This window comes from Shouchella oshimensis, from assembly GCF_004375095.1.
In the GTDB taxonomy this organism is placed as follows: domain Bacteria; phylum Bacillota; class Bacilli; order Bacillales; family Bacillaceae_D; genus Shouchella; species Shouchella oshimensis.
The window spans coordinates 378,373-399,993 of the sequence record NZ_SNUX01000003.1 but is presented as its reverse complement, the minus strand read 5'-3'; the positions used below and the strand labels follow the sequence as shown (position 1 = coordinate 399,993).

Here is a 21,621-nt window from a genome sequence, read left to right as displayed (position 1 = left end):
TCTTGTAAAGAGGGTACGCTTTTTCGTTTAAAAAAACGACTGTTTCGAGAACAGTCGTTTTTCCTCTTTTTTTATTCGTACGTTGTAAGTGAGAAGATATCATATTGCTCAAGCTTCTTACGCCCGTCAATATAAGCTAGTTCAATAAGGAATGCCAGGCCGACCACTTCTCCACCGAGCTGCTCAACAAGTTTAGTCGTTGCTTCAATCGTACCACCTGTTGCAAGAAGATCATCGGTAATGACCACACGCTGCCCTGGTTGAATGCTATCCTTATGAATGGTTAAGCAATCTTTTCCGTATTCAAGACCATAATCGCACTCAATAACCTCTCTTGGTAGTTTTCCTTTTTTTCTTACTGGAACAAAACCAAGCTCTAGCTCTGTTGCAATGGGACAACCAACAACGAATCCTCTTGCTTCTGGTCCAACAATAACGTCAGCTTGTTGTTTTTTTGCATACGCAGTAAGCTCCATTATTGCCTTCTTATAAGCTGGTCCGTTTTGCATTAACGTTGTGATATCCTTAAATCGAATGCCCTCTTGTGGCCAATCCTCTACAATTGTAATATGTTTTTTATAATCCATGTGTGATCGTCTCCTTCTTCTGTGAATCCTTGCTTCCAATTCGTTCTGAAAATAACTCTCTAAGTTGCCCATAAGAAGCATAAACGAGTTCATTTTCAAGCCATGTTTGTTCTTGTTTCGCTTGATACGTTTTTGAATCACTTAAGTCTTTTTTGGCTGGTGCCTCGACGATAGTCAAATACTGATCATCCATTTGAATAAAACCTAAATCATTAAATACTTCGTTCATAAATGAAGTGGTTTCAGAGGACCATCCTTTATATGCTTCCAGCTTTTTAAGGTCAGCTACCTTAAATGACTGTCGTTTCTTTAAAAATGCGTAATACCATTTAAACTGGTCCCGATTTGGATTCGTTTTAAAAAACGATTCTTCTTCTTCGGAAAAAACAACATAGATTCGACTAGGTGGACTCCCCTCTTCAAATAAACGATAAAGTTCTTCCCGATGTGATGGAACATCTAGTAGGATAATATAGTTATTCGCAAAAGACGGCAGTGGATCACTTGAGCGATAGACGACAATGCCACGTTCTTGACATGCTTCAAAGGTTTTTTCCTGAAAAGCAATGACAATGGACTTCTCAGAAGGTAGATCTACTAAACGTGTGCCTACTCGATTCAATTGTAAACTCCGCCAATCAAATAGCTGCCATTGCTTTACAGCAAGATCATCTACTATTAACTGCGGCTTGATCCGACCGTTCCACTCATTAATGGAGAGCGTCCCAACTGCAGACACGCTTGCTTGCGGCGTAATATGTTCAAATAAATCACCTTTACGAAACGCGATCCCATCCAGCGTCTTCGCTTCACCAGCAAACTGAAATTTCAAATGACTTGAATCACTGCCAATTCGTTTTATATCAGCAAGCTTTACATCATCAATTAATACTCTTGGCTTTGCATTCTCTACACCGAACGGAGATAACTCTTCTATTTCTTTTAACACTTCAATGGTGACATCATCAACTGCTACCGTTAAATCAATTGTCGTTATTGGCGTAAACGCTTCTGGCGCAAGGCCGTTCTTCGCTTGCTCAATCAGTCGTTCACGCAACATACCAACGTGTTCGCTTTGTAACGTCATGCCTGCCGCCATTGGATGCCCACCAAAGTGAGGAAGAATGTCTCGACTTTTCGATAGTTCTGCAAACATATCAAACCCTTCAATGCTTCGAGCAGATCCTTTAGCTAAACCTGTTTCTGGGTCAATCGTTAGTACAATGGTTGGGCGGTAAAATTTCTCCACTAATCGAGATGCCACAATTCCGATAACACCTGCATTCCAACCTTCTTTTGCCACAACAAGTGCTTCTGGAATTCCGTCCATTTCCTGAACAACAGCTATTGCATCTTTCGATATATCGTTAACAACTTTTTGGCGTTCTTTATTTAAACGATCAATTTCCGAGGCTAACTCATTCGCTTCTTCTCGATTTTCAGCAAGTAGCAGTTCAACTGCTGGAATGGCTGAATCCAATCGACCAGCGGCATTTAACCTTGGTCCAATCGCAAAGCCAATATGATCGGCTTCCACTTCTCCAGCAGTCATTCCACATACATCTTTTAACGCTTGAATGCCTATTTTATCTGAAGTTTGAAATGCAAGAAGGCCCTTTTTCGCAAGCAAACGATTTTCTCCGACCAAAGGTACAAGGTCGGCAATCGTTCCAATAACGGCATAGTCAAGCAACTCGTTTGGAACACGCCCTAATAGTCCATGCGCCACTTTAAATGCGACACCCACACCTGCTAATTCCTTAAAAGGATACGAGCAGCCAGGTTGTTTCGGATTAATCGTTGTATAACTATTTGGAAGTGTTGGCGGTGGCTCGTGATGATCAGTAACAATAAAATCTAATCCAATTTCTTTGGCATAATCGGCTTGTGTTACAGCAGAAATTCCTGTATCCACTGTAATGACAAGAGAGTAGCCTTCATCTTTTGCCCACTGAAGGGCTGGATTATTCGGTCCGTATCCTTCAGTAAAGCGGTTTGGAATATAATAGTCACAATCCGCTCCAATCATTTTTAAAGCGGTAACGAGAACAGCAGTTGAACTTACACCATCCGCATCATAATCTCCGAATACTAGAATTTGTTCATTTTTCTCAACGGCAGATTGAATTCGATCAACAGCTTCCGCCATTCCCTTTAATAGAAATGGATCAAGAAACGCTGGTTCATCTTTCATTAGAAATTCACTTGCCGTTTCAGGATCAGTAAAGCCTCTATTAACCAATAGCCTCGCGGCGACTTGGGAGAGATTTAATTCATTTACTAAGTTCGTTACTTTCGTTGTTTCTTGCTCTAAAATGCGCCACCTTGCGTTTGGTTGCAACATACGTAAAACACCCCTCGACCCTCCTATTATACAGGAGTTAACGAGGGGTATCAATGATCGAAAATTAGTCTTTTGTATGATCTTTTTCCTTACGCAAACGACTTTTTGTCTCAGTAGATTCATTCTCTAAAGGTGCTGTCGTCTGTTCTTTTAATCGTTTAATCTCTAATTTCTGCTGATGTAGCTTAAGACCGGAAAGGGCAAAGGCAACAATAGCACCGAGTAAAACGGAAAAAAGAATAATAAGAATGAGCGGCCAATCTGTTTGCACAAAAAGCAAATTAACCGGTACACTTTCCACATTTAATACCGAAAAGACGGCAATTAAGATGGCTGCAATGACGCCAATGATAAAATACGTTTGCCCTTTCATTCCGTTCACCGACCTATTCTTTTATACATAATCTTCTTCTACTTTTTTTGGTTTGTTTTTTAGTTTGACCAATCGCTTCCATTCCCATACAAGCCACATTTGTGCACATAGGAACATGGAAGAGTACGTACCTGCTGCTAATCCAATCACAAGGGCTAACGCGAATGAACGAATGGCTTCTCCACCAAAAAGAAAAAGTGCAACCGCCGCAAACATAACAGTAAGTACCGTGTTAATAGAGCGTGTCACAACCTGCAGCAAACTCTTGTTCACGATTTGCGCTAGCTGTTGAAAACTCTCAATGTCTTTTTCTTTCTTCACATTTTCCCTCATTCGATCAAATGTTACAATAGTGTCATTTATGGAATACCCGACAACCGTTAAAATGGCAGCAATAAAGGGTACATTAATTTCCACTTGTAACAAGCTGAACAACGCAATAACGATAAACGCATCATGTAAAAGCCCGATAATAGCAGAAACCCCATAAAGGAATTGAAATCGAACTGCTATATAAAGAACAATACCGACTGAAGCGATGAGAACAGAAATGATGGCATTGCGCGCTAACTCTTCTCCAACTAGTGGTGAGACAGTGCTTATATTAGGCGAACTACCATATGTCTCATTGAAATAAGACTGAATAACAGCAATCTCCTGTTGTGAAAATTCATCAACGAACCGTGCCGTTGCATTTTGGCTTTGGTCTCCACCAAGAGTGATGTTCGGCACATATGAATTATCAATTTCAATGGCTTCGAAATCAGCCAAAATTTGTTCTTCTGTCAGTGTTTCATTTGTCTGAATCTCAACATTTGAACCACTTTCAAAATCAACGCCTAAATTAAGGCCCATTGTGAGTAAAAGAATAATACCTATGACAATGGTCAATCCTGAACCAATAAAAAATTTATTTCGATGTCTTGTTAAATCAACGTTCCAGTTTTCCGGACTAAACCTCATCAATCTCACCTCGCTTAACTCCAAACCAACCTGGGCGTTTGTTTAAAAATTTACTATTGACCCACAAACCTAGCAATAAACGAGAGCCCCATACGGCAGTCAAGAAACTAACGAGGATGCTAATTATAAGCATAACGGCAAAACCTTGAACCGAACTTGTACCAAAATAGAACATAACACCTGCAGCAATGAGGGTTGTAATATTCGCATCAAAAATAGTTGCAAATGAACGCCTTCCACCAACCCTAAAGGCAGACATAATCGATTTTCCTGTCTTAATTTCTTCTCGAACCCGTTCATACGTAATAATATTTGCATCAACAGCCATCCCAATCCCTAAGATTAAAGCTGCAATACCAGGTAAGGTTAACACTGCATTTAGCGCATTAAACACAACTAATACGAGGAACGTATAGACACTTAATGTAATAATCGCAATAATACCTGGAAAGCGATAATACAATGCCATATAAATAAAAATAAGCGCTACACCAATTAAGCCTGCATTAATGGTTTGTTTCATTGCCTGTTCACCAAGAGATGCACCAACAGACGTTGAATAAATTTCATTCAATTCAACAGGAAGCGCTCCTGCATTCAATATTTCAGCTAAAAAACGCGTCTCTTCTGTTGTGAATTGACCTTCTATCTGTACGTTACGAGTTTGGAGCGTTTGTCTAACAGAAGCTGCAGAAAGGAATTTCGGATCTGCCTTCATCGCTTCTTCCTCGTAACTATCACCTTCTTCAAAGTCAAGCCACATAACGAGTAGGTTCTCACCCTGTGGTTGTTGAGACAGTTCTCTTGTAATGGCTCCAAATTTGTCGGCATCTTCCAACGTAAGTGTTACAATTGGTTGATTTGTATCCCCATTAAGAGTAGCATTCGCACCATTTTGCGTTAAATCACTACCGTCTAAAAGAATGTTATCGTCCACATCACGAATGGTTAACTCGCCACCAGTTGATAGAATGTCACGAGCAGACTCTTGATCCTCTACCCCTGCTAGCTGAACCCGTATACGATTATCTCCTTCAATTTGAATCGTTGGTTCTGACACACCAATGGTATTAACGCGCTCATTTAAGGCCGTTGTAGTCGCCAATAAAGCCTGCTCGTCAATGACATCCCCTTCATGCATTGCCTCTACTTCATAGAGAACTTCAAACCCACCTTGTAAATCAAGACCTAAATTCACATCTTGAAGAACAGGTCGCGCCAAATAGCTGACACCTGCGGCCAGTATCGCCACAATGACAAAAAAGAGCGCAATTTGGCCTTTTTTAATTTTCATTCAATGAATCCTCCATTCTAGCTGTCTATCCCTTTTGTTTCAGTCGCTGCTTCAAACTCTTTAAACCAATCAATCGGTTCTTTATATGTATTTACAGTAAGCCAAGTCATATAATCTTGGGGTTTAATAGACAACAATTCATCGACAAACGCATAGAAAGGCATAAATGTTTTTCGCTTTTTCTGCTTATCAACGATATACAACCATAGATCAGCTGTTGATACACGATCATAGCCTAGCTCGTGGAATTCGTCTTTCTTAATTGACAGGATAGGCGCAACGTCTTCCTGCCATACTTCAAACTGCTGCTTTTCACCCATGCTTCACCCTCATCTCCTGAAAAAAAACTGTCATCATACATATACTAACAAAATTACTCAAATCCTGCTATCACTTTAAACGATATAAGAATCTGTTTTATAAGCTTGTCATGTCCTGTCCCTAACCGCATAAGCATAGTAATAGGAGACGTATAGAAAAGGCAGGATTCCAATGAGTAAACAATCATTCCTTAAAGGTACATTAATCTTAATAATTGCTGGCTTTTTTACCAAACTACTTGGATTCATTAATCGTATGGTCATGGCGCGTATTCTCGGTCCTGAAGGTGTTGGGCTCTATATGATGGCCATTCCGACGATGTTACTTCTTTTAACGTTAACACAAATGGGACTGCCTGTCGCAATTGCTAAACTTGTTGCAGAGGCTGAAGCACGAAATGAATCGTTCAGAATCAAAAAAATACTCGTTGTATCTCTTGGGATAACAGGCGTGCTCTCAATTGTCTTTACGGTTTCACTTTTGTTACTCGCTCCTATTATCGCCACAACCTTGCTAACGGATACTCGAGCCATTTATCCACTATATGCGATTATACCAATTGTTCCTATTATCGCCCTCTCCTCTGTTCTAAGAGGATATTTTCAAGGCTTACAGAATATGAAGCCAACTGCATACGGGCAAGTCATTGAACAAATTGTTCGAATTACATTAGTTGCTGTATTAAGCCTTGCTTTCTTACCTCTAGGTATTGAATACGCAGCCGCCGGAGCAATGCTTTCAGCCATATGCGGTGAACTAGCCTCTCTACTCTATATGGTTTATTTATTTAAAGCTAAAAAGCCCTTTCGGTTTCGTAAACAGTTCTTTTCGAGCATGAAAGGGGAAAAGAAAACATTCTCTGATTTAATCACAATCGCACTACCAACAACTGGTAGTCGTTTAATTGGTACAACTGCTTTATTTTTTGAACCAATTGTTGTTGCCCAAAGTTTAGCGCTGGCAGGAACGGCTACAATTATCGCGACCCAGCAATACGGTTTACTAGTTGGTTATGTAGTCCCTTTACTTACTTTGCCAACGTTTATTACGTACTCACTGTCTGTGTCTTTACTCCCGAACTTAAGTGAAGCCGTAGCTCAGCAAAAGCATATGCTTGTTCATCATCGGCTTGAACAAGCTATAAGGATTAGCCTGCTGTCAGGTGGCATTTGTGTTGTTATTTTATATGTGTTTGCTAGTGAGCTAATGACGATTATGTATCATGCTCCCGAAGCTGCTAGCCTACTAAAAATTATGGCTCCTTTTGCGCTATTTTTATATTTGCAAGGACCTTTGCAAGCAGCCCTTCAAGCATTAAACTATGCGAAAGTTTCTATGATGAACAGTTTAATTGGTGCCATTATTAAAACAAGTGCCATTTTTGCACTCGCCTCTAATCCAAGTTTTGGGATCATGGGTGCCGCATTAGCCATTGTTGTTGGCTTTGTTCTCGTGACATTGTTACACTTTGCTTCAATTGCCAAAACAACGGGTTTTTTCTTCCATATTATCCCTATTATAAAATTGACGTTACTCATTGTTGCAACCGGTCTTTTAGCTAACTTACTAAACGACACACTTTTTCTAACCCTCTCTTACACTGTACGTGCGATTCTCAACATTGGCCTAACAACAACCTTTTATCTTCTAGGTATGTTTAGTTTGCAGCTCATTACAAAAGCAGAACTTCAACTATTCACACGTAAAAGATAGTCCACAGTAAAAAAGCACTAAGAGGAGCCTTCCTTTCAGGCTCCTCTTAGTACTTTTTATCCTACCAGAAAAACAATCCAGCTAATGCAATTCCAGCAATGGCACCTAAGGCAATTGGATACCCGATACCATATCCCCATCCATAGCCATACCCGTAACCAAACCCTCGGTTTCCTAGAGGCTGTATATAGACGTTATTACGATCGACTTTTGTAATACGCCCATAATGTCGCTTCCCACAACGCTCCGTAATATACACGCATTTACCCATATGATCTTGACACATTCTAAAGTTATCGCTCAACAGTAACCCTCCTCCCATAGTTATACAACCTATACTATGTAAGGAAAGAAGCGATTGTATCGTCACTTAACCACCGTTTTACACCCAATCTTTAATAAGGATCAATAAAAAAGCGGTCTTTTGCTCGAATGGAGCAGTACGAAATTTGTTTAATGTCATTGAACCCAAATGCCTTTATACGTTGTCGGAGCCATAATTCAGTACGTTCCAGCTCTGCTAATCCGGTTCGATACACTTTCCCATCCACTATTACCGGAATGGCGCGTTGGCCCTTTCCCTTATTATCTGTCAGCAGTTCTGATCTACGCACCGGATGGATTAGCCTATTGCCTATCTTTCGTATCGTTCTCATCACTAAGAGCGTTCCGTACAGGAGAGAACCCTTTATCACTTTTATGATCACAACCACGATTTGCGTAGCTTGCACACTCAAACTTAATAAACGACTTACCATTCCTATCCCCCCTATCTTGATGCTACTATGCCCTCTAAAGAAAGTTTTATGCTAGACAGCATGTTCTTGTTGTCCACACATATGTATGTATAGAGAAGAGAAGAAAATAAGAAAGCAGGTGATAGTGTGGTTCATCGGTTTTTTCCGGCTATCTTCATCGGACTAAGCTTTGCCCTTGGCATTGCCATCGTTTCGGCAGCGATTATTGCAACATTGTTATCACTCACATCATTAACTGAACAATCAATTGGTTGGCTTATGATTGCAATTGCCTTTCTCGCTCTATTTGTCGGAGGTTTTATTGCAGGCGGGAAAGCGAGAACAAAGGGATGGCTCGCTGGCTGTTTATGCGCTGTATTCTTTTGCTTACTGGCTACCGCTATTAGTTACTTAGGATACAATGAGGCGCTAACAGCCAAGCAAATGATTTTATTTGCTGCATATTGCGGGGTTGCTGCATTAGGAGGCGTTATTGGCGTTAATCTATCCCCTGACGAATCGTAAAAAAGCAAGGTGAGCGGATACGCTACACCTTGCTTTTTGTTATTAGTCGGATTGTACGACTTCACGGATCGCTGAACGATCATACGTTAACTTACGATTGTCATTGACTAAAAGAACAACAACCGTTTCGTCAATTGAGTCAATTACCCCATGTAAACCACCAATTGTGATGATTTTATCTCCACGCTGTAAAGCTGCATGCATTTCACGAACTTTCTTTTGCTGCTTTTGCTGTGGACGAATTAACAAGAAGTAAAACAAAACGATAATTCCGATAAACGGTAGCATCGTTAGTAATAAACTAGCGCCCTCATTCATTGAAAAACTCCTCCTTCCTTGACTAAAGAGTGATACCGTTTAAAAGTTTTTGGCATTCTCTTTATTAAATCCATAGCTCTCAAAAAATTCGTCACGAAAATCTTGAAGTCGATCTTCCATAATGGCTTGTCTGACTTTTTTCATCAGCTGCAATAAGAAGTACAAATTGTGATACGTTGTTAAACGGAAACCGAATGTTTCCTCGCATTTAATTAAGTGCCTAATATAAGCGCGACTATAAGTACGGCAAACGTGGCAATCACAATTCTCATCAAGCGGACGAAAATCTCGGGCAAACTTCGCATTACGGACAACTAATCTTCCTTCACTTGTCATGCAAGTACCATTTCGTGCAATGCGGGTAGGTAAGACACAATCAAACATGTCAATTCCTCTTATCACCCCGTCAATAAGTGAATCAGGCGAACCAACACCCATTAAATAACGCGGTTTATCCGCTGGCATTAAAGGCGTTGTAAATTCAAGCACACGATTCATGACGTCTTTTGGTTCTCCCACAGACAGTCCACCTACAGCATAACCGGGAAAATCAAGTGATGTCAAATCTTTCGCGCTCTGTTTACGAAGTTCTTCATATTCGCCGCCTTGAATAATTCCGAATAACCCTTGAATGGATGATTTACCGGACTGATGATGCTCCGTTAAGCATCGTTCTGCCCATCTACTCGTACGCTCGACTGATTGTCGCATATAGCTATAGTCGGCAGGATAGGGTGGGCATTCATCAAACGCCATCATAATATCCGAACCCAGAGAATGCTGAATTTGCATTGCTTTTTCTGGAGATAAGAAGAGCTTTTCACCACTTAAATGGTTGCGGAAATGAACGCCTTCTTCTTCAATTTTACGCAAATCACTTAAACTAAATACTTGAAAACCACCAGAATCTGTTAAGATCGGCTTATCCCAGTTCATAAATGTATGCAGGCCGCCTGCTTCTTCAATAATATCTTGTCCTGGTCGTAGCCAAAGATGGTACGTATTGCTTAAAATAATTTGTGCATCCATCGCCTTTAAGTCTTCTGGGCTCATCGTTTTTACCGTTGCCATTGTTCCAACTGGCATGAACATCGGTGTTTCAAATGTACCATGCGGTGTGTGCACTCTTCCTAGTCTAGCCCCTGTTTGTTTACATGTTTTTATGTGTTCGTACGTAATTGGTACAGTCAATTTCTAATTTCTCCTTTAACATGAGGACGAATAAACATTGCATCCCCAAAACTAAAAAACCGATAGTTATTTTTCACAGCGTGAGCATACGCACCTAATAAAAAGTCTTTTCCTGCCATCGCGCTTACTAGCATCACCAAAGTAGATTTTGGGAGATGAAAGTTTGTTACTAGACCATCTATTCCTTTAAACGTGTAGCCAGGATAAATAAAAATAGACGTCCAACCAGTTTCAGCTACAAATTTTCCATGCTTACTGGCAATGGTTTCGAGGGTTCTTGCAGAAGTGGTGCCTACTGCGATAATATGATTCCCTCTTTCTTTTGTCTCTTGCAATGTCTTCGCTGCCTCTTCTGTTAGCTCATAATATTCTTCATGCATCTTGTGATCAAGCACATCATCCGCACTTACTGGACGAAAGGTTCCTAACCCTACATGTAGCGTTAAATAAACGATTGAAACACCTTTTTGTTTAAGTGCATGGAGTAGATCCGTTGTAAAATGAAGGCCTGCCGTTGGTGCCGCAGCAGAACCTAACTGCTTCGCATAAACGGTTTGATAACGGTCCTGATCATCTAAACGTTCTTTAATATAAGGTGGAAGAGGCATTGTTCCTAGCTCGTCAAGCAGTTCATAGAACAGTCCATCATAAGAAAACTCGACTATTCTTCCCCCATCTTCTCTTTCTTCTACACAAGTTGCTATGAGCTTGCCATCACCAAACGTAATAACGGTACCTACTTTAACACGTTTAGCTGGCTTCACCAATGTCTCCCAACAATCACCCGTCGTCTGTTTTAACAGTAAAAATTCAATTACTGCGCCTGTCTCTTTTTTTTCACCAATTAACCGAGCAGGCAATACTTTTGTATCATTTAATACTAAACAATCACCAGTAGAAACTTCGTTTACAAGCTGAGTAAACGAAGAATCATACAGTTGTGAGCGATCCCGATCAAGTACAAGAAGCCTTGATTGACTTCTCGCTTCAAGAGGCGTTTGTGCAATGAGTTCTTCAGGTAAATAAAAATCAAAATCGTTTACATTCAAGCCAATCACCTTTTTACTTATTCTCTAGTCAAAACTTCTACTAGCATACCGTTGAATGCGCAAAACCGCAAGCCTGTCATCTCCTGATAAAAGATAGTATAAGCGAGAGGACTATGCTAATAATGATACACGTAACAATTGGGAAGTAAATGGTTGTGTTTCCGCTTTTAAAAAGGAAGTCTCCTGGTAATTTACCTAGGGGGATAAATCGACCTGCCAATTCCCAAATGAGTCCTATTGCCAGTATAATGGCACCAACTATCATAAGAGTTCTACCCATCTTTACGGTACTCCAATCCAAAATGAGTATAGCTACTTTGGGTCGCCACTCGACCACGAGGGGTACGTTGGATAAACCCAATTTGAAGAAGATATGGTTCATAAACTTCTTCAATCGTATCGGACTCCTCGCCAATGGAAGCTGCAATCGTTTCAATTCCAACTGGCCCTCCATTAAAACGATGGATAATGCCTTTGATTAGCTTCTCATCAATATGATCAAGTCCTAGAGGATCAACTTGAAGTCGCTCAAGGGCGTGTTTTGCCAAATCTAAAGAAATCGAATCGTGCCCATCGACTTCTGCAAAATCTCTGACACGCTTTAATAATCGATTTGCAATTCGCGGTGTTCCTCTTGACCTTCTTGCAATCTCCACCTCTGCATCCTTTGTTAACTCCACGTCAAACACTTGAGCAGAGCGATGAATAATTTTTGCTAAATCATCCGGTTTGTAATAATCAAGTCTCGACAATACCCCAAAACGATCTCGCAACGGTGCTGAGATCATTCCCGCCTTTGTTGTCGCACCTACTAAAGTAAACGGCGGTAAGTCAAGACGGACAGACCTAGCTGTTGGACCTTTGCCAATGACAATATCAATACAAAAGTCTTCCATTGCTGGATAAAGTATTTCTTCTATTACACGGTTCAAACGATGGATTTCATCAATAAATAAGACGTCGCCAGGCTCAAGGGATGTGAGGATAGCGGCTAAATCACCTGCACGCTCAATAGCAGGACCTGCAGTTGTTTTTATTTGACCGCCCATTTCTTGAGCAATAATGGCAGCAAGAGTCGTTTTACCAAGACCTGGGGGTCCATATAGGAGTACATGGTCCAACGCTTCTTGTCTTAGCTTCGCAGCCTTCATAAAAATAGATAAATTGTCTTTTACTTCGTGTTGACCGATGTACTCCTTTAGTAAAGCCGGGCGAAGCTGTTGTTCCGTAATTTCTTCCGTTTCCGTTGATTCAGCCGAAACGACTCGCTCATCCATGCCTGTTTACCCCCTTCTATGTACGAAGCATAAGCGCAAGTGCACGCTTAATGTACTCATCGGTTTCAAGATCTTCCCCAAGTAGCTTTTTCTTCACTCTATTAAGTTCTTTATCAACATATCCCAGTGCTTTTAACGCTTCAAGAGCGTCAGCTAGCTGATCATTCTCTTGTTTAGAAGTCGCTAAAGGTGTCTCTTGTAACAATGATGCGGTTGTAAAATCCTCTAGCTTCCCCTTTAAATCTAAAATGATTTGCCTTGCTGTTTTCTTTCCAATTCCCGGGAATCTCGTGAGCAACGCTTCATCCTCTCGCTCAATCGCTTCCACGATTTGATCTGTTTGACCAGCTGCTAAAACCGCCAAAGCTCCTTTTGGTCCAATACCTGATACACTTAATAATTTTTCAAATAAGCTACGTTCTTGTTTATGTTTAAACCCATATAAACGCTGAAAATCTTCACGCACATAGTGATAAGTCACGACCGTTAAAGCCTTATTTTTTTGCCCGGTAAACCTGTACGGATTCGCACATATAATTTGATAGCCGATACCATTTGTTGTTTCAATGACAAGATGAGAAGGTTCAACTTCTACTAACACACCTTTTATATAGTCAATCATCTTTTCTCCTCCAAAAAACCGAACATTTATTTCTATAGTAGCACACTCTTCGTTTCTTTTTAAGCCATAATAGTGGGTCAAGACGAAAGTGCCCACAGCTCAAAAAAGCTTATCGGTTTTCGACAAGCTCTTTATAAAAAATGGTTGTATCTTAGTTCTATTTACTAGCCCTTCTTGTCAACAATCGCATTTAATTCTTCAACAGAAGATACTTTCATTCCTTTTGTAAGCGCGAGCTTTACGGAGGAAGCCAATGAATACTCGCTCAAATGGTCATAGGTTTGAATAATGTGCTTCGCTTCAGGTTGACCCGTATATAAAATTAAATGTTGATCATCAGACAAACCCAAATAGCCCTCTTGCTTAACCTCAGGTGATAGGTCAAGGAGTTCTTGCTTAAAATGAACAAACCCTTTTTTTTGATCCACCACTTGCCAATTACTATACTCATACCAAAAATCCTGTAATGAATTAATCGCTTCTTTTCTCGTTTCTTCTTGACTTATACCATCGGCAAAAACGGTTTCAAACAAGAGCTCTACTTCATTGTCAGCCTGTTCTTTCACTGCCTCAGGACGACTTATTTCCGTTGGTTCACCCTCATTCCAAATAATAAATGTACTATAAAAAAGAATAACAGAAAACGCCCCAAGTACGAAGGGTAGCCAATGCTTATGAATGATTTTTTTGTACATACGTATACGCGCTCCTTCTATGTGCAGATGCTACCCATTCTTTCCATGTTCACTTTCTTCTATTCTTTAAAAAGACACAGGATTTTCATATCTCCACCTTTAGTAAAAAGAAAACCATGCCATAATAGAATGTAGAAAAAGGAGTGATCGCATGAAAAGAATTGTTTTACAAATACTGGGTTTGTTTTTTGTTGTGGTGCTAGCAGCATGTGGCGGTAATGAGTCAGATGATGCGCAGAGTGAACAAGTGGAAACGGATGAAACCGTAACCATTAAAGCGCTTAACTGGCATTTTGATGAGGAAGAGTATATTGTTCCATCTGGTGAAACCACAATTGAACTGATTAACGAAAGTGGTAACCATGGAATTATTATTCGTGAAGCTAACAGCGGCGAAGATGTCGTTCTTAACAAGCAAGGCTCTACAGTCGCTACTTTAGCACCTGGAGAATATGAGATCATTTGTTCAATTCCTTGTGGGAGCGGTCATACAGATATGACGGCAACCTTAGTGGTTACATAAAAAAAGAAGGCAGATGCCTTCTTTTTTTAACGACTTTTTTCAAATGGACGTTTTGCTGCACGACCTAAGTCTTTCATCATGTCTTGGAACGTATTTTCTACTTCTTTAAAAGCAGCGCCTGTCCGTAAACGGTCATCCATTTTACTCATTGAAGAGTAAGCATCCCTATCAGTAGTGACGGTGACATGCTTGCCTTCTCCCATAATACGTTGAACGTGTTTATGCATATCACGATCTACATGATGCTGGTTGCCTTTACTTTTATAACCAATGACAACATCATTGTCATGAACCATTACACGTGGATCTTGAACGCCATCCATTTTTTTCAGTTCACTTGTTAAGCTGCTGATATGCTTTCCATCATACTCTTTATGATAGTGTGCTTCCGTTGTTTTTTTGTGCATGGAAGAACGTTTGAACTGCATACCTCTACCGCTTATTGTGTCATGTTTGCGATTAAGAACCCCATTTTCGTCAACCATACCAGGTCGATCATTTCCAGTTATTCCGCGTCCATGAGCCATTTTGCGATTTTGGTTGTAGTAGGCTTTCGGATTATTTAAACGGTCATTCTTTTGTGAGAAACGATTGTTTTGATAATACTCTTTCCCACCAACACCATTTCCATAATACGGGTAATTCGCATTATAGTCATTTCCACCGTAATCATACCCCATTTGTGCTTCACTACCACGATACATATTCCCTTGTGTTTGATTTCCACCGTTACAAGCTGTAAGACCAGTCGTAATAACTGCTGCACATAAGAAAGAAGCTACTGTTTTTTTCATATTTGAAATCCCCCTTTCAGTGATATTGTCCACCAAAAGAGGGATTTTAATCTGTTAGTTGTTGGGTTTTAATTAATCTTCATGCGTGTCTTTTTCATCATAATTATTCACTTGTTCTTTCGGTTCATAAGGAGCGTACGATGCTTGCATTCCATGCATTGTCTCCCATTGGGGCGCCTGATTATGTGCAGACGCTTCTCGATATCCATACTCATTTTGTGTGTGCCCGTATTGCTCTATTTGAGGAGCATATGAGTCCATTTGTGGATAGAACCAACTTTGATTTGCACTGTTCCACTGACCATCTTTTTTTACAAACGTAGGAGGTGGTTGTTGATTTCCCATCCCTTGTTGCATGGGCGCATGGTGGTTTCCTCCCATCCCTTGTTGCATTGGGGCATGGTGGTTTCCTCCCATCCCTTGTTGCATTGGGGCTTGATGGTTTCCTCCCATTCCTTGTTGCATTGGGGCGTGGTGGTTTCCTCCCATCCCTTGTTGCATGGGCGCATGGTGGTTTCCTCCCATTCCTTGTTGCATTGGGGCATGGTAGTTTCCTCCCATTCCTTGTTGCATTGGGGCGTGGTGGTTTCCTCCCATCCCTTGTTGCATGGGCGCATGGTGGTTTCCTCCCATCCCTTGTTGCATGGGCGCATGGTGGTTTCCTCCCATTCCTTGTTGCATGGGCGCATGGTGGTTTCCTCCCATCCCTTGTTGCATTGGCGCATGGTGGTTTCCTCCCATCCCTTGTTGCATGGGCGCATGGTGGTTTCCTCCCATCCCTTGTTGCATGGGCGCATGGTGGTTTCCTCCCATCCCTTGTTGCATTGGGGCGTGGTGGTTTCCTCCCATCCCTTGTTGCATTGGGGCGTGGTGGTTTCCTCCCATTCCTTGTTGCATTGGGGCGTGGTGGTTTCCTCCCATCCCTTGTTGCATTGGGGCGTGGTGGTTTCCATTGGTCGAATTCATCATTGATTCAACAGATGAAGATTCATTTGTTGTAGACCACTGATTCATTAAAGACGGAGAATTTCCAGCCATTTCTTGCATGTAATGAGTTTCATTCATCGATTGCGGACTGATTGACTGATTTGTTGCACTCACTTGCTGATTTGGGACATGTGGAGGTGTCTTAGGGTACGTTCCACATGACGAACAAGCTTGCTTTGGTGGCAAAGGCTTCGGTTCAGAGCTATATGATGCACTCTTTGGTGGCTGCGCCAATGTTTTCAAAGCACTCATAGAATCTAATTCGGTCGTGTTTGTAGCTGGTTTTTTTAATGGTTCAAGTTTTTCTTTTTTATTTAATAACGGTTTTTTTGGTTCTTTATTTGGTTCTTTAACAGATGTTTCTTTTCGAACAGCAACTGTTGGAGAAGGGATTTTCACCTTCATTCCTGGCATTAATACATCTGGATTCGTTATCGTCGAATTTGCTTGTTTAATTTGATTTAAAGATAAATCATACTTATCCGCCAGTTTTCCTACAGTGTCCCCTTTTTGTACAATATGAATTCTCATTGGGTCGTCCCCCCTGTTATAGGCATTCGTACACACTATGCGCACTGATTCCATAATGTTCCTCTTTAAAAATGATTATGAGAATAGTTTCAAGCATATGACGAGGACAACTTAATTTATTTTACTGATAAAAGCATGCGATCTAAAGCCATTTTGGCATAATCGGTAATGGTTTTTGGTACGTTAATTTCAAATTGATAAACACCCTCACGTAATAAATCAAGCGTCCAACACAAATGCTCAAGGTCAATTCGATTCATAGTTAAGCAAGGGCACATAAAAGGGTTCAAAGACTCAATCTGTTTGTCAGGATGTTGTTTCGCTAACCGATTAACCAAATTCATTTCTGTACCAACTGCCCATTTTGTTCCTGATTCAGCTTCTTGGATCACCTGAATAATGTGACTGGTACTACCTGCATCATCAGCGGCTTGAACAACTTCATAGCTACATTCTGGATGCACAATAATGTTCGTATCAGGAAATTGCGCTCGTTTTTCATTTATTTGGGAAACAGTAAATTTTTCATGAACCGAGCAATGACCTTTCCATAAAATGATTCTAATTTCGTCTAAGTTGATACCATCCGCTCGTTCTAACTCATTTTTATGCGGACACCAAACAGCCATTTGTTCAAGTGGAATCCCAAGTTCAGCAGCTGTATTCCGACCAAGATGTTGATCGGGCAAAAACAAGAGTCGTTCTTTTTGATGCAACGCCCAGCTAACCATTTCTTTCGCATTAGACGAAGTCAAACATGCTCCACCATGTTCGCCACAAAAAGCCTTGATAGCTGCAGTTGAATTGACATAGGTTAAGGGAACAAGGGTATTTCCGTACATCTCTGTTAAGCTTTTCCAAGCTCTTTTCGTTTGTGCATGCGTTGCCATATCTGCCATAGAACAGCCAGCTGCAAGGTCAGGTAAAAGAACAGTTTGACTTGGACTCGTTAACATGTCTGCGGTTTCCGCCATGAAATGAACACCACAGAACACAATAAAGGCGGCATCACTTTTTGCACATAATTGAGCAAGCTGTAAGGAATCACCTGTCACATCAGCAAACTGAATAACGTCTTCTCGTTGATAGTGATGCCCCGGTATGAGTAATTCGTTACCAAAAAAGGCTTTAGCTTGATGGATCCGGCTTACTTTCTCTTCTGTTGACATCGTACGGTAATGCTCTGGAAGAATCGTTGGTTTTACTAGTTCCACTTTCCGTCATCCTCTCTTAAGTAACATGCTTAAATCAAGTGCTTTAACTGAATGGGTAATAAACCCTAAAGATAGAAAGTCTACTCCTGTGCCTGCATAAAGGTGTATCGTAGACAGATCAATCCCTCCAGAAGCTTCAGTTCGGATTGAAGGTGGCACAAGTTTTTGGTACGTGCGTATCTCGTCCGGTGAAGCATTATCAAACATAATAACATCTGCAGCCGCCGCCACAGCCTCTTTTACTTCCTCGGCATTTGTTGTTTCTACTTCAATTTTCATCATCGGTCCCGCTATCGCTTTTACACGACGAACAGCCTTTGAAATGGAACCACATGCTGCAATATGATTTTCCTTTAACATAACAGCATCATGTAAGCCATTACGGTGATTGTAACCACCACCAGCGCGACAGGCTGCTTTATCAAACATTCTAAGACCTGGTGCCGTTTTTCTTGTATCACACAAGCGGATTGAAGGGTCATTTAAACGCTCTTTTGCTAAATGAACCGTTGAAGCAATGCCACACATACGTTGCAATACATTTAATAAAACACGCTCCCCTTGAAGGAGTGTATACACATTTCCTTCTAACGTTGCAAGAACATCCCCTTTTTCAATAAACTGTCCTTCTGTTTTAGAACTAGTGATATTAATCTCATGATCAAAAAGCGTAAAATACGTATGCAGCACTTGTTCTCCTGAAAATACACCTGCATCTTTAGCCACTATTTCAGCAGTTACGCTCCCCGCGGATTTAGAAAAAATACTTTCAGATGTTTCGTCCCTATCGCCAATATCTTCTAAAATGAACTGCTTTAGCGCTTCTCTTACTTTAATGGTGTTCACAGAAACCTCCTTGGTTTACTACTGACATTTTCCCACTGCAAAAACGAATGGTTCGCTCTTTCCAAAAAGAGGATGTAGCGAAAAAGTCACTTCGTTGGTGAGTTCCTCTTGATTCTTCCCTCGTTAGCGCCGCCCGGGTAATGAAGGTCGCTACTTCAAACATACCCTTATCTTCAATAGACTGCTTACAGGAGGCAGGCTGCCTTCGATAGACATCAAACCACTCTAGCATCTCGTGCAATTCTTGTTGAGAGCGCTTTATTCCTACTTGATGCATCATCCGCTGTTGCAGTTCCTCCCGCTTAGGTAATAAATGTTCTTGAGGGTCTATACGCACTAAGGAAGAGGTATCATCTAATTGAACGATAGGTGCTTTTTTAGATTCTGATACTAGATGATCTGCACATGCTGTTGCAAAATAAATGGCTTCCAGTAAAGAATTGCTTGCAAGTCGGTTTGCACCATGAGCACCAGAACAAGCAACTTCCCCAATCGCATATAATTGTTCAACTGCCGTCCTTCCGACTTGATCGACTTCCACTCCTCCACAAATAAAATGGGCTCCTGGTGCAACAGGAATTGGTTTCTTTGCCGGATCAATTCCCTCTCGTATACATGCTTGATAAAGAAATGGGAACCGAGTTGAAAAATAATCGAGATGCCTCACATCTAAATAAATGGCTTCACCTTGCAACATTGCTTCATGCAGCACAGCTGAAACAAGATCTCTTCCTTCTAAATCGCCTTGTGGGTATCGACCTAACAGACGCTCTTGTTTACCATTTACTAAATAGCCTCCTTCGCCGCGAACAGCTTCACTCATTAAGATTGAATGCTTTCCCTTTAATATCGTTGGATGAAATTGTATGTACTCTAAATCTTTTAATACTGCACCTGCTTGATAAGCGAGAAACATTCCTTCTCCTGTAGCCGTTGGTGAATTTGAATTTACTTCGAACAGTTGGCCAACTCCGCCTGTCGCCATTACAACAAAATCAGCTTGCCACTCTCCTTCTAACGTGCAGATTCCCGTAACGACACTCCCTTTTTTAATTAATCCCGTTACCTCTGCATGTTCATATACCGTTACGCGAGGAGCGACACGTTCCCATAACGTTTCTACAATGGTTTTACCTGTTTGATCTTTCACATGAACGATTCGACTTTTTTGATGTGCTCCCTCACGTCCAAGGGCATAATAGCCATCCTGCTTATCAAACGAAACACCCATCTCTTCAAGCTCATGAATGAGGTAACTTGCCTTTTCCGTAATCGATTTGACTAGCCATTCGTCGTTTACTCCTTTCCCGGCATGTAACGTGTCTTGAAAATGATAAATGGGATGGTCCTCCTTATCTAGGGCTGCTGCTATACCTCCTTGGGCAGAGGCTGAGTTGCTTTCTATATAAGCAGACTTTGTGAAAATAATCACATTCAAATGGTCAGCAAGTTTATGAGCTGCAACCAAACTAGCTATTCCAGATCCTATAATAATGACTGTTTTCAAATGAACCTCCTGTCTGTGTAAATATACACTTGTCTTGTCACCTATATTTACATAGAATAAAAGAAAACACAACTACAATTTTTAAGGAGCGATTATGCATTATTTTGACTATAGTTCTACAACACCAATGTCGGAAAGGGCGCTTAAAGCTTACCAAGAATGTGCAATAAAGCAGTTTGCTAACCCCATGAGCCCTCATACACTTGGCGTTCACGCTGAATGGCATTTGCTTCATTATCGAGAACGAATTGCAAAACAATTAAACGTGGAGCACAATGCCATTTACTTTACAGGATCTGGGTCTGAAGCGAATTTTTTAGCCATTGTTTCATTAGTTCGTTCATTGGATCATAAAGGAAAGCACATACTTACAACAAAGACAGAGCATCCATCCATATTATCGACTTTTTTGTACTTACAAACACAAGGATATGACGTTGATTATGTGGACGTTCTGCCGACTGGTGAGGTGTCTATCCCATCCTTACTAGCAACTATTCGCGAAGACACTGTGTTTTGTTCAGTTGCAATTGCCGCAAGTGAAATAGGCACCATACAGAATGTACACATCCTTAGTGAGATTTTACGAAGTCATGATATACTATTTCATAGTGATTGTGTTCAAGGTTTAGGAAAGATCAACATCGACCTTTCATTAGTCGATGCAGCCAGTTTTTCTGCTCATAAGTTGTACGCTCCAAAAGGTTTAGGTATCATTTATTTAGCACCTGAACATTATTTCAAACCTTTTCTACATGCTGTTACTCATGAGTATGGAATGAGACCAGGTACTGTGGATTTGCCGGCTATTGCTGCTTTTACAGTTGAACTTGAACACGCATTTTCTATTAGGAAGACACTCTCAGATCGGCACATTCGTTGGCAGCGTTTCATTCTTTCACAACTAGCTCAAGACGTTTCAATTGTTGGCACTACGGTTCCTAAGCGTTTACCTTTTCATCTAGGATTGATGGTACACGGATGGAGCGGCCAACAATTTATGCTTGAATGTAGTCGTGCTGGATTATGTATTGGAATTGGTTCAGCTTGTCAAGTTGGACAAACAAAGCCCTCTAAAGCTTTACTCGCCCTTGGATACACAGCTGAGTATGTTCAACAATACATTCGTGTTACGTTCGGAGAGCCAACAACATCAGAAGATATCTCTTTCTTAATTCAGACGTTTAAGACAATATTAACAAGGTGATTA

24 protein-coding genes are annotated in these 21,621 nt (G+C 40.9%); 4 read left to right on the top strand and 20 right to left on the bottom strand.

The window, feature by feature from the left end:
* Positions 1–71 precede the first annotated feature (71 nt).
* The 6 genes from E2L03_RS12790 to E2L03_RS12765 form a co-directional block, all read right to left on the bottom strand.
* Entirely contained in the window at positions 72–587 is a 516-nt protein-coding gene (locus E2L03_RS12790) for an adenine phosphoribosyltransferase (protein ID WP_038478690.1), read from the bottom strand.
* Positions 577–2,931, bottom strand: a complete 2,355-nt coding sequence (recJ, locus tag E2L03_RS12785; protein ID WP_134259320.1) for a single-stranded-DNA-specific exonuclease RecJ — start codon at positions 2,929–2,931, stop codon at positions 577–579. The genes E2L03_RS12790 and recJ overlap by 11 nt, the downstream gene beginning before the upstream one ends.
* Before the next feature lie 64 nt (positions 2,932–2,995).
* Positions 2,996–3,304: a LapA family protein gene (locus tag E2L03_RS12780; protein ID WP_038478685.1), complete on the bottom strand. Its 309-nt coding sequence runs from the start codon at positions 3,302–3,304 to the stop codon at positions 2,996–2,998.
* A 21-nt stretch (positions 3,305–3,325) separates the two neighbouring features.
* On the bottom strand, positions 3,326–4,267 hold the full coding sequence (gene secF, locus E2L03_RS20665; protein ID WP_084167407.1) for a protein translocase subunit SecF: 942 nt from the start codon (positions 4,265–4,267) through the stop codon (positions 3,326–3,328).
* On the bottom strand, positions 4,257–5,561 hold the full coding sequence (secD, locus tag E2L03_RS20660) for a protein translocase subunit SecD (RefSeq protein ID WP_078440186.1): 1,305 nt from the start codon (positions 5,559–5,561) through the stop codon (positions 4,257–4,259). Before secD ends, secF begins: the two co-directional genes overlap by 11 nt.
* A gap of 17 nt (positions 5,562–5,578) precedes the next feature.
* Positions 5,579–5,881 (bottom strand): post-transcriptional regulator, encoded by a 303-nt coding sequence (locus E2L03_RS12765; RefSeq protein ID WP_038478682.1) that lies wholly within the window; start codon positions 5,879–5,881, stop codon positions 5,579–5,581.
* Between the two features lie 172 nt (positions 5,882–6,053).
* On the opposite strand from E2L03_RS12765, the gene spoVB reads away from it, so the two are divergent.
* Positions 6,054–7,595 carry a stage V sporulation protein B gene (spoVB, locus tag E2L03_RS12760; protein WP_134259319.1) on the top strand — a complete coding sequence of 514 codons (1,542 nt, stop codon included), beginning with the start codon at positions 6,054–6,056 and terminating at the stop codon, positions 7,593–7,595.
* A 61-nt stretch (positions 7,596–7,656) separates the two neighbouring features.
* On the opposite strand, the gene E2L03_RS12755 is transcribed toward spoVB, so the two are convergent.
* Both E2L03_RS12755 and E2L03_RS12750 read right to left on the bottom strand, forming a co-directional pair.
* Positions 7,657–7,881 carry a hypothetical protein gene (locus E2L03_RS12755; RefSeq protein WP_371836664.1) on the bottom strand — a complete coding sequence of 75 codons (225 nt, stop codon included), beginning with the start codon at positions 7,879–7,881 and terminating at the stop codon, positions 7,657–7,659.
* Between the two features lie 109 nt (positions 7,882–7,990).
* Positions 7,991–8,353, bottom strand: coding sequence for a YetF domain-containing protein (locus E2L03_RS12750; protein ID WP_095149945.1), 363 nt, complete (start codon positions 8,351–8,353; stop codon positions 7,991–7,993).
* A gap of 126 nt (positions 8,354–8,479) precedes the next feature.
* Here E2L03_RS12750 and E2L03_RS12745 point away from each other — a divergent pair, with 126 nt between their 5' ends.
* Positions 8,480–8,857 (top strand): TIGR04086 family membrane protein, encoded by a 378-nt coding sequence (locus tag E2L03_RS12745; protein WP_055737361.1) that lies wholly within the window; start codon positions 8,480–8,482, stop codon positions 8,855–8,857.
* Between the two features lie 42 nt (positions 8,858–8,899).
* Here E2L03_RS12745 and yajC read toward each other — a convergent pair whose 3' ends face one another.
* The 7 genes from yajC to E2L03_RS12710 all read right to left on the bottom strand — a co-directional run bounded on the left by yajC (position 8,900) and on the right by E2L03_RS12710 (position 14,009).
* Positions 8,900–9,175 carry a preprotein translocase subunit YajC gene (gene yajC / locus E2L03_RS12740; protein WP_035398832.1) on the bottom strand — a complete coding sequence of 92 codons (276 nt, stop codon included), beginning with the start codon at positions 9,173–9,175 and terminating at the stop codon, positions 8,900–8,902.
* A 39-nt stretch (positions 9,176–9,214) separates the two neighbouring features.
* A complete protein-coding gene (gene tgt, locus E2L03_RS12735; protein WP_055737360.1) occupies positions 9,215–10,366 on the bottom strand; it encodes a tRNA guanosine(34) transglycosylase Tgt in 1,152 nt (383 codons plus the stop codon).
* On the bottom strand, positions 10,363–11,415 hold the full coding sequence (queA, locus tag E2L03_RS12730; protein WP_124741771.1) for a tRNA preQ1(34) S-adenosylmethionine ribosyltransferase-isomerase QueA: 1,053 nt from the start codon (positions 11,413–11,415) through the stop codon (positions 10,363–10,365). The genes tgt and queA overlap by 4 nt, the downstream gene beginning before the upstream one ends.
* 76 nt (positions 11,416–11,491) lie before the next feature.
* Positions 11,492–11,680, bottom strand: coding sequence for a DUF2905 domain-containing protein (locus tag E2L03_RS12725; protein ID WP_307188691.1), 189 nt, complete (start codon positions 11,678–11,680; stop codon positions 11,492–11,494).
* Positions 11,681–11,687: 7 nt separating this feature from the next.
* A complete protein-coding gene (ruvB, locus tag E2L03_RS12720; RefSeq protein ID WP_134259318.1) occupies positions 11,688–12,692 on the bottom strand; it encodes a Holliday junction branch migration DNA helicase RuvB in 1,005 nt (334 codons plus the stop codon).
* A gap of 16 nt (positions 12,693–12,708) precedes the next feature.
* On the bottom strand, positions 12,709–13,314 hold the full coding sequence (gene ruvA, locus E2L03_RS12715; RefSeq protein ID WP_038478657.1) for a Holliday junction branch migration protein RuvA: 606 nt from the start codon (positions 13,312–13,314) through the stop codon (positions 12,709–12,711).
* A 164-nt stretch (positions 13,315–13,478) separates the two neighbouring features.
* Positions 13,479–14,009 (bottom strand): BofC C-terminal domain-containing protein, encoded by a 531-nt coding sequence (locus E2L03_RS12710; RefSeq protein WP_134259317.1) that lies wholly within the window; start codon positions 14,007–14,009, stop codon positions 13,479–13,481.
* Positions 14,010–14,160: 151 nt separating this feature from the next.
* Between E2L03_RS12710 and E2L03_RS12705 the strand changes: the two genes are divergently transcribed.
* Positions 14,161–14,532 carry a cupredoxin domain-containing protein gene (locus E2L03_RS12705; protein WP_124741768.1) on the top strand — a complete coding sequence of 124 codons (372 nt, stop codon included), beginning with the start codon at positions 14,161–14,163 and terminating at the stop codon, positions 14,530–14,532.
* Positions 14,533–14,558: 26 nt separating this feature from the next.
* Here the strand turns inward: E2L03_RS12705 and E2L03_RS12700 are convergent, their stop codons facing one another.
* The 5 genes from E2L03_RS12700 to nadB form a co-directional block, all read right to left on the bottom strand.
* Positions 14,559–15,326: a YhcN/YlaJ family sporulation lipoprotein gene (locus tag E2L03_RS12700; RefSeq protein ID WP_055737356.1), complete on the bottom strand. Its 768-nt coding sequence runs from the start codon at positions 15,324–15,326 to the stop codon at positions 14,559–14,561.
* Between the two features lie 72 nt (positions 15,327–15,398).
* Positions 15,399–16,844: a LysM peptidoglycan-binding domain-containing protein gene (locus tag E2L03_RS12695; RefSeq protein WP_166740301.1), complete on the bottom strand. Its 1,446-nt coding sequence runs from the start codon at positions 16,842–16,844 to the stop codon at positions 15,399–15,401.
* 116 nt (positions 16,845–16,960) lie between these two features.
* Positions 16,961–18,013, bottom strand: coding sequence for a quinolinate synthase NadA (gene nadA, locus E2L03_RS12690; protein WP_134259591.1), 1,053 nt, complete (start codon positions 18,011–18,013; stop codon positions 16,961–16,963).
* Positions 18,014–18,064: 51 nt separating this feature from the next.
* Entirely contained in the window at positions 18,065–18,904 is an 840-nt protein-coding gene (gene nadC / locus E2L03_RS12685) for a carboxylating nicotinate-nucleotide diphosphorylase (protein ID WP_055737354.1), read from the bottom strand.
* Complete coding sequence (gene nadB, locus E2L03_RS12680) at positions 18,891–20,411, bottom strand: L-aspartate oxidase (protein ID WP_166740300.1); 1,521 nt, start codon at positions 20,409–20,411, stop codon at positions 18,891–18,893. Before nadB ends, nadC begins: the two co-directional genes overlap by 14 nt.
* 94 nt (positions 20,412–20,505) lie before the next feature.
* Between nadB and E2L03_RS12675 the strand changes: the two genes are divergently transcribed.
* Positions 20,506–21,618, top strand: a complete 1,113-nt coding sequence (locus tag E2L03_RS12675) for an IscS subfamily cysteine desulfurase (protein ID WP_134259314.1) — start codon at positions 20,506–20,508, stop codon at positions 21,616–21,618.
* Positions 21,619–21,621 lie beyond the last annotated feature (3 nt).

Coding starts and splice junctions, on each gene's coding strand:
- E2L03_RS12790 (WP_038478690.1), bottom strand. CDS start 587: ATGGATTATAAAAAACATATTACAATTGTAGAGGATTGGCCACAAGAG.
- recJ (WP_134259320.1), bottom strand. CDS start 2,931: ATGTTGCAACCAAACGCAAGGTGGCGCATTTTAGAGCAAGAAACAACG.
- E2L03_RS12780 (WP_038478685.1), bottom strand. CDS start 3,304: ATGAAAGGGCAAACGTATTTTATCATTGGCGTCATTGCAGCCATCTTA.
- secF (WP_084167407.1), bottom strand. CDS start 4,267: ATGAGGTTTAGTCCGGAAAACTGGAACGTTGATTTAACAAGACATCGA.
- secD (WP_078440186.1), bottom strand. CDS start 5,561: ATGAAAATTAAAAAAGGCCAAATTGCGCTCTTTTTTGTCATTGTGGCG.
- E2L03_RS12765 (WP_038478682.1), bottom strand. CDS start 5,881: ATGGGTGAAAAGCAGCAGTTTGAAGTATGGCAGGAAGACGTTGCGCCT.
- spoVB (WP_134259319.1), top strand. CDS start 6,054: ATGAGTAAACAATCATTCCTTAAAGGTACATTAATCTTAATAATTGCT.
- E2L03_RS12755 (WP_371836664.1), bottom strand. CDS start 7,881: ATGTGTCAAGATCATATGGGTAAATGCGTGTATATTACGGAGCGTTGT.
- E2L03_RS12750 (WP_095149945.1), bottom strand. CDS start 8,353: ATGGTAAGTCGTTTATTAAGTTTGAGTGTGCAAGCTACGCAAATCGTG.
- yajC (WP_035398832.1), bottom strand. CDS start 9,175: ATGAATGAGGGCGCTAGTTTATTACTAACGATGCTACCGTTTATCGGA.
- E2L03_RS12725 (WP_307188691.1), bottom strand. CDS start 11,680: ATGATAGTTGGTGCCATTATACTGGCAATAGGACTCATTTGGGAATTG.
- ruvB (WP_134259318.1), bottom strand. CDS start 12,692: ATGGATGAGCGAGTCGTTTCGGCTGAATCAACGGAAACGGAAGAAATT.
- ruvA (WP_038478657.1), bottom strand. CDS start 13,314: ATGATTGACTATATAAAAGGTGTGTTAGTAGAAGTTGAACCTTCTCAT.
- E2L03_RS12710 (WP_134259317.1), bottom strand. CDS start 14,009: ATGTACAAAAAAATCATTCATAAGCATTGGCTACCCTTCGTACTTGGG.
- E2L03_RS12705 (WP_124741768.1), top strand. CDS start 14,161: ATGAAAAGAATTGTTTTACAAATACTGGGTTTGTTTTTTGTTGTGGTG.
- E2L03_RS12700 (WP_055737356.1), bottom strand. CDS start 15,326: ATGAAAAAAACAGTAGCTTCTTTCTTATGTGCAGCAGTTATTACGACT.
- E2L03_RS12695 (WP_166740301.1), bottom strand. CDS start 16,844: ATGAGAATTCATATTGTACAAAAAGGGGACACTGTAGGAAAACTGGCG.
- nadA (WP_134259591.1), bottom strand. CDS start 18,013: ATGTCAACAGAAGAGAAAGTAAGCCGGATCCATCAAGCTAAAGCCTTT.
- E2L03_RS12675 (WP_134259314.1), top strand. CDS start 20,506: ATGCATTATTTTGACTATAGTTCTACAACACCAATGTCGGAAAGGGCG.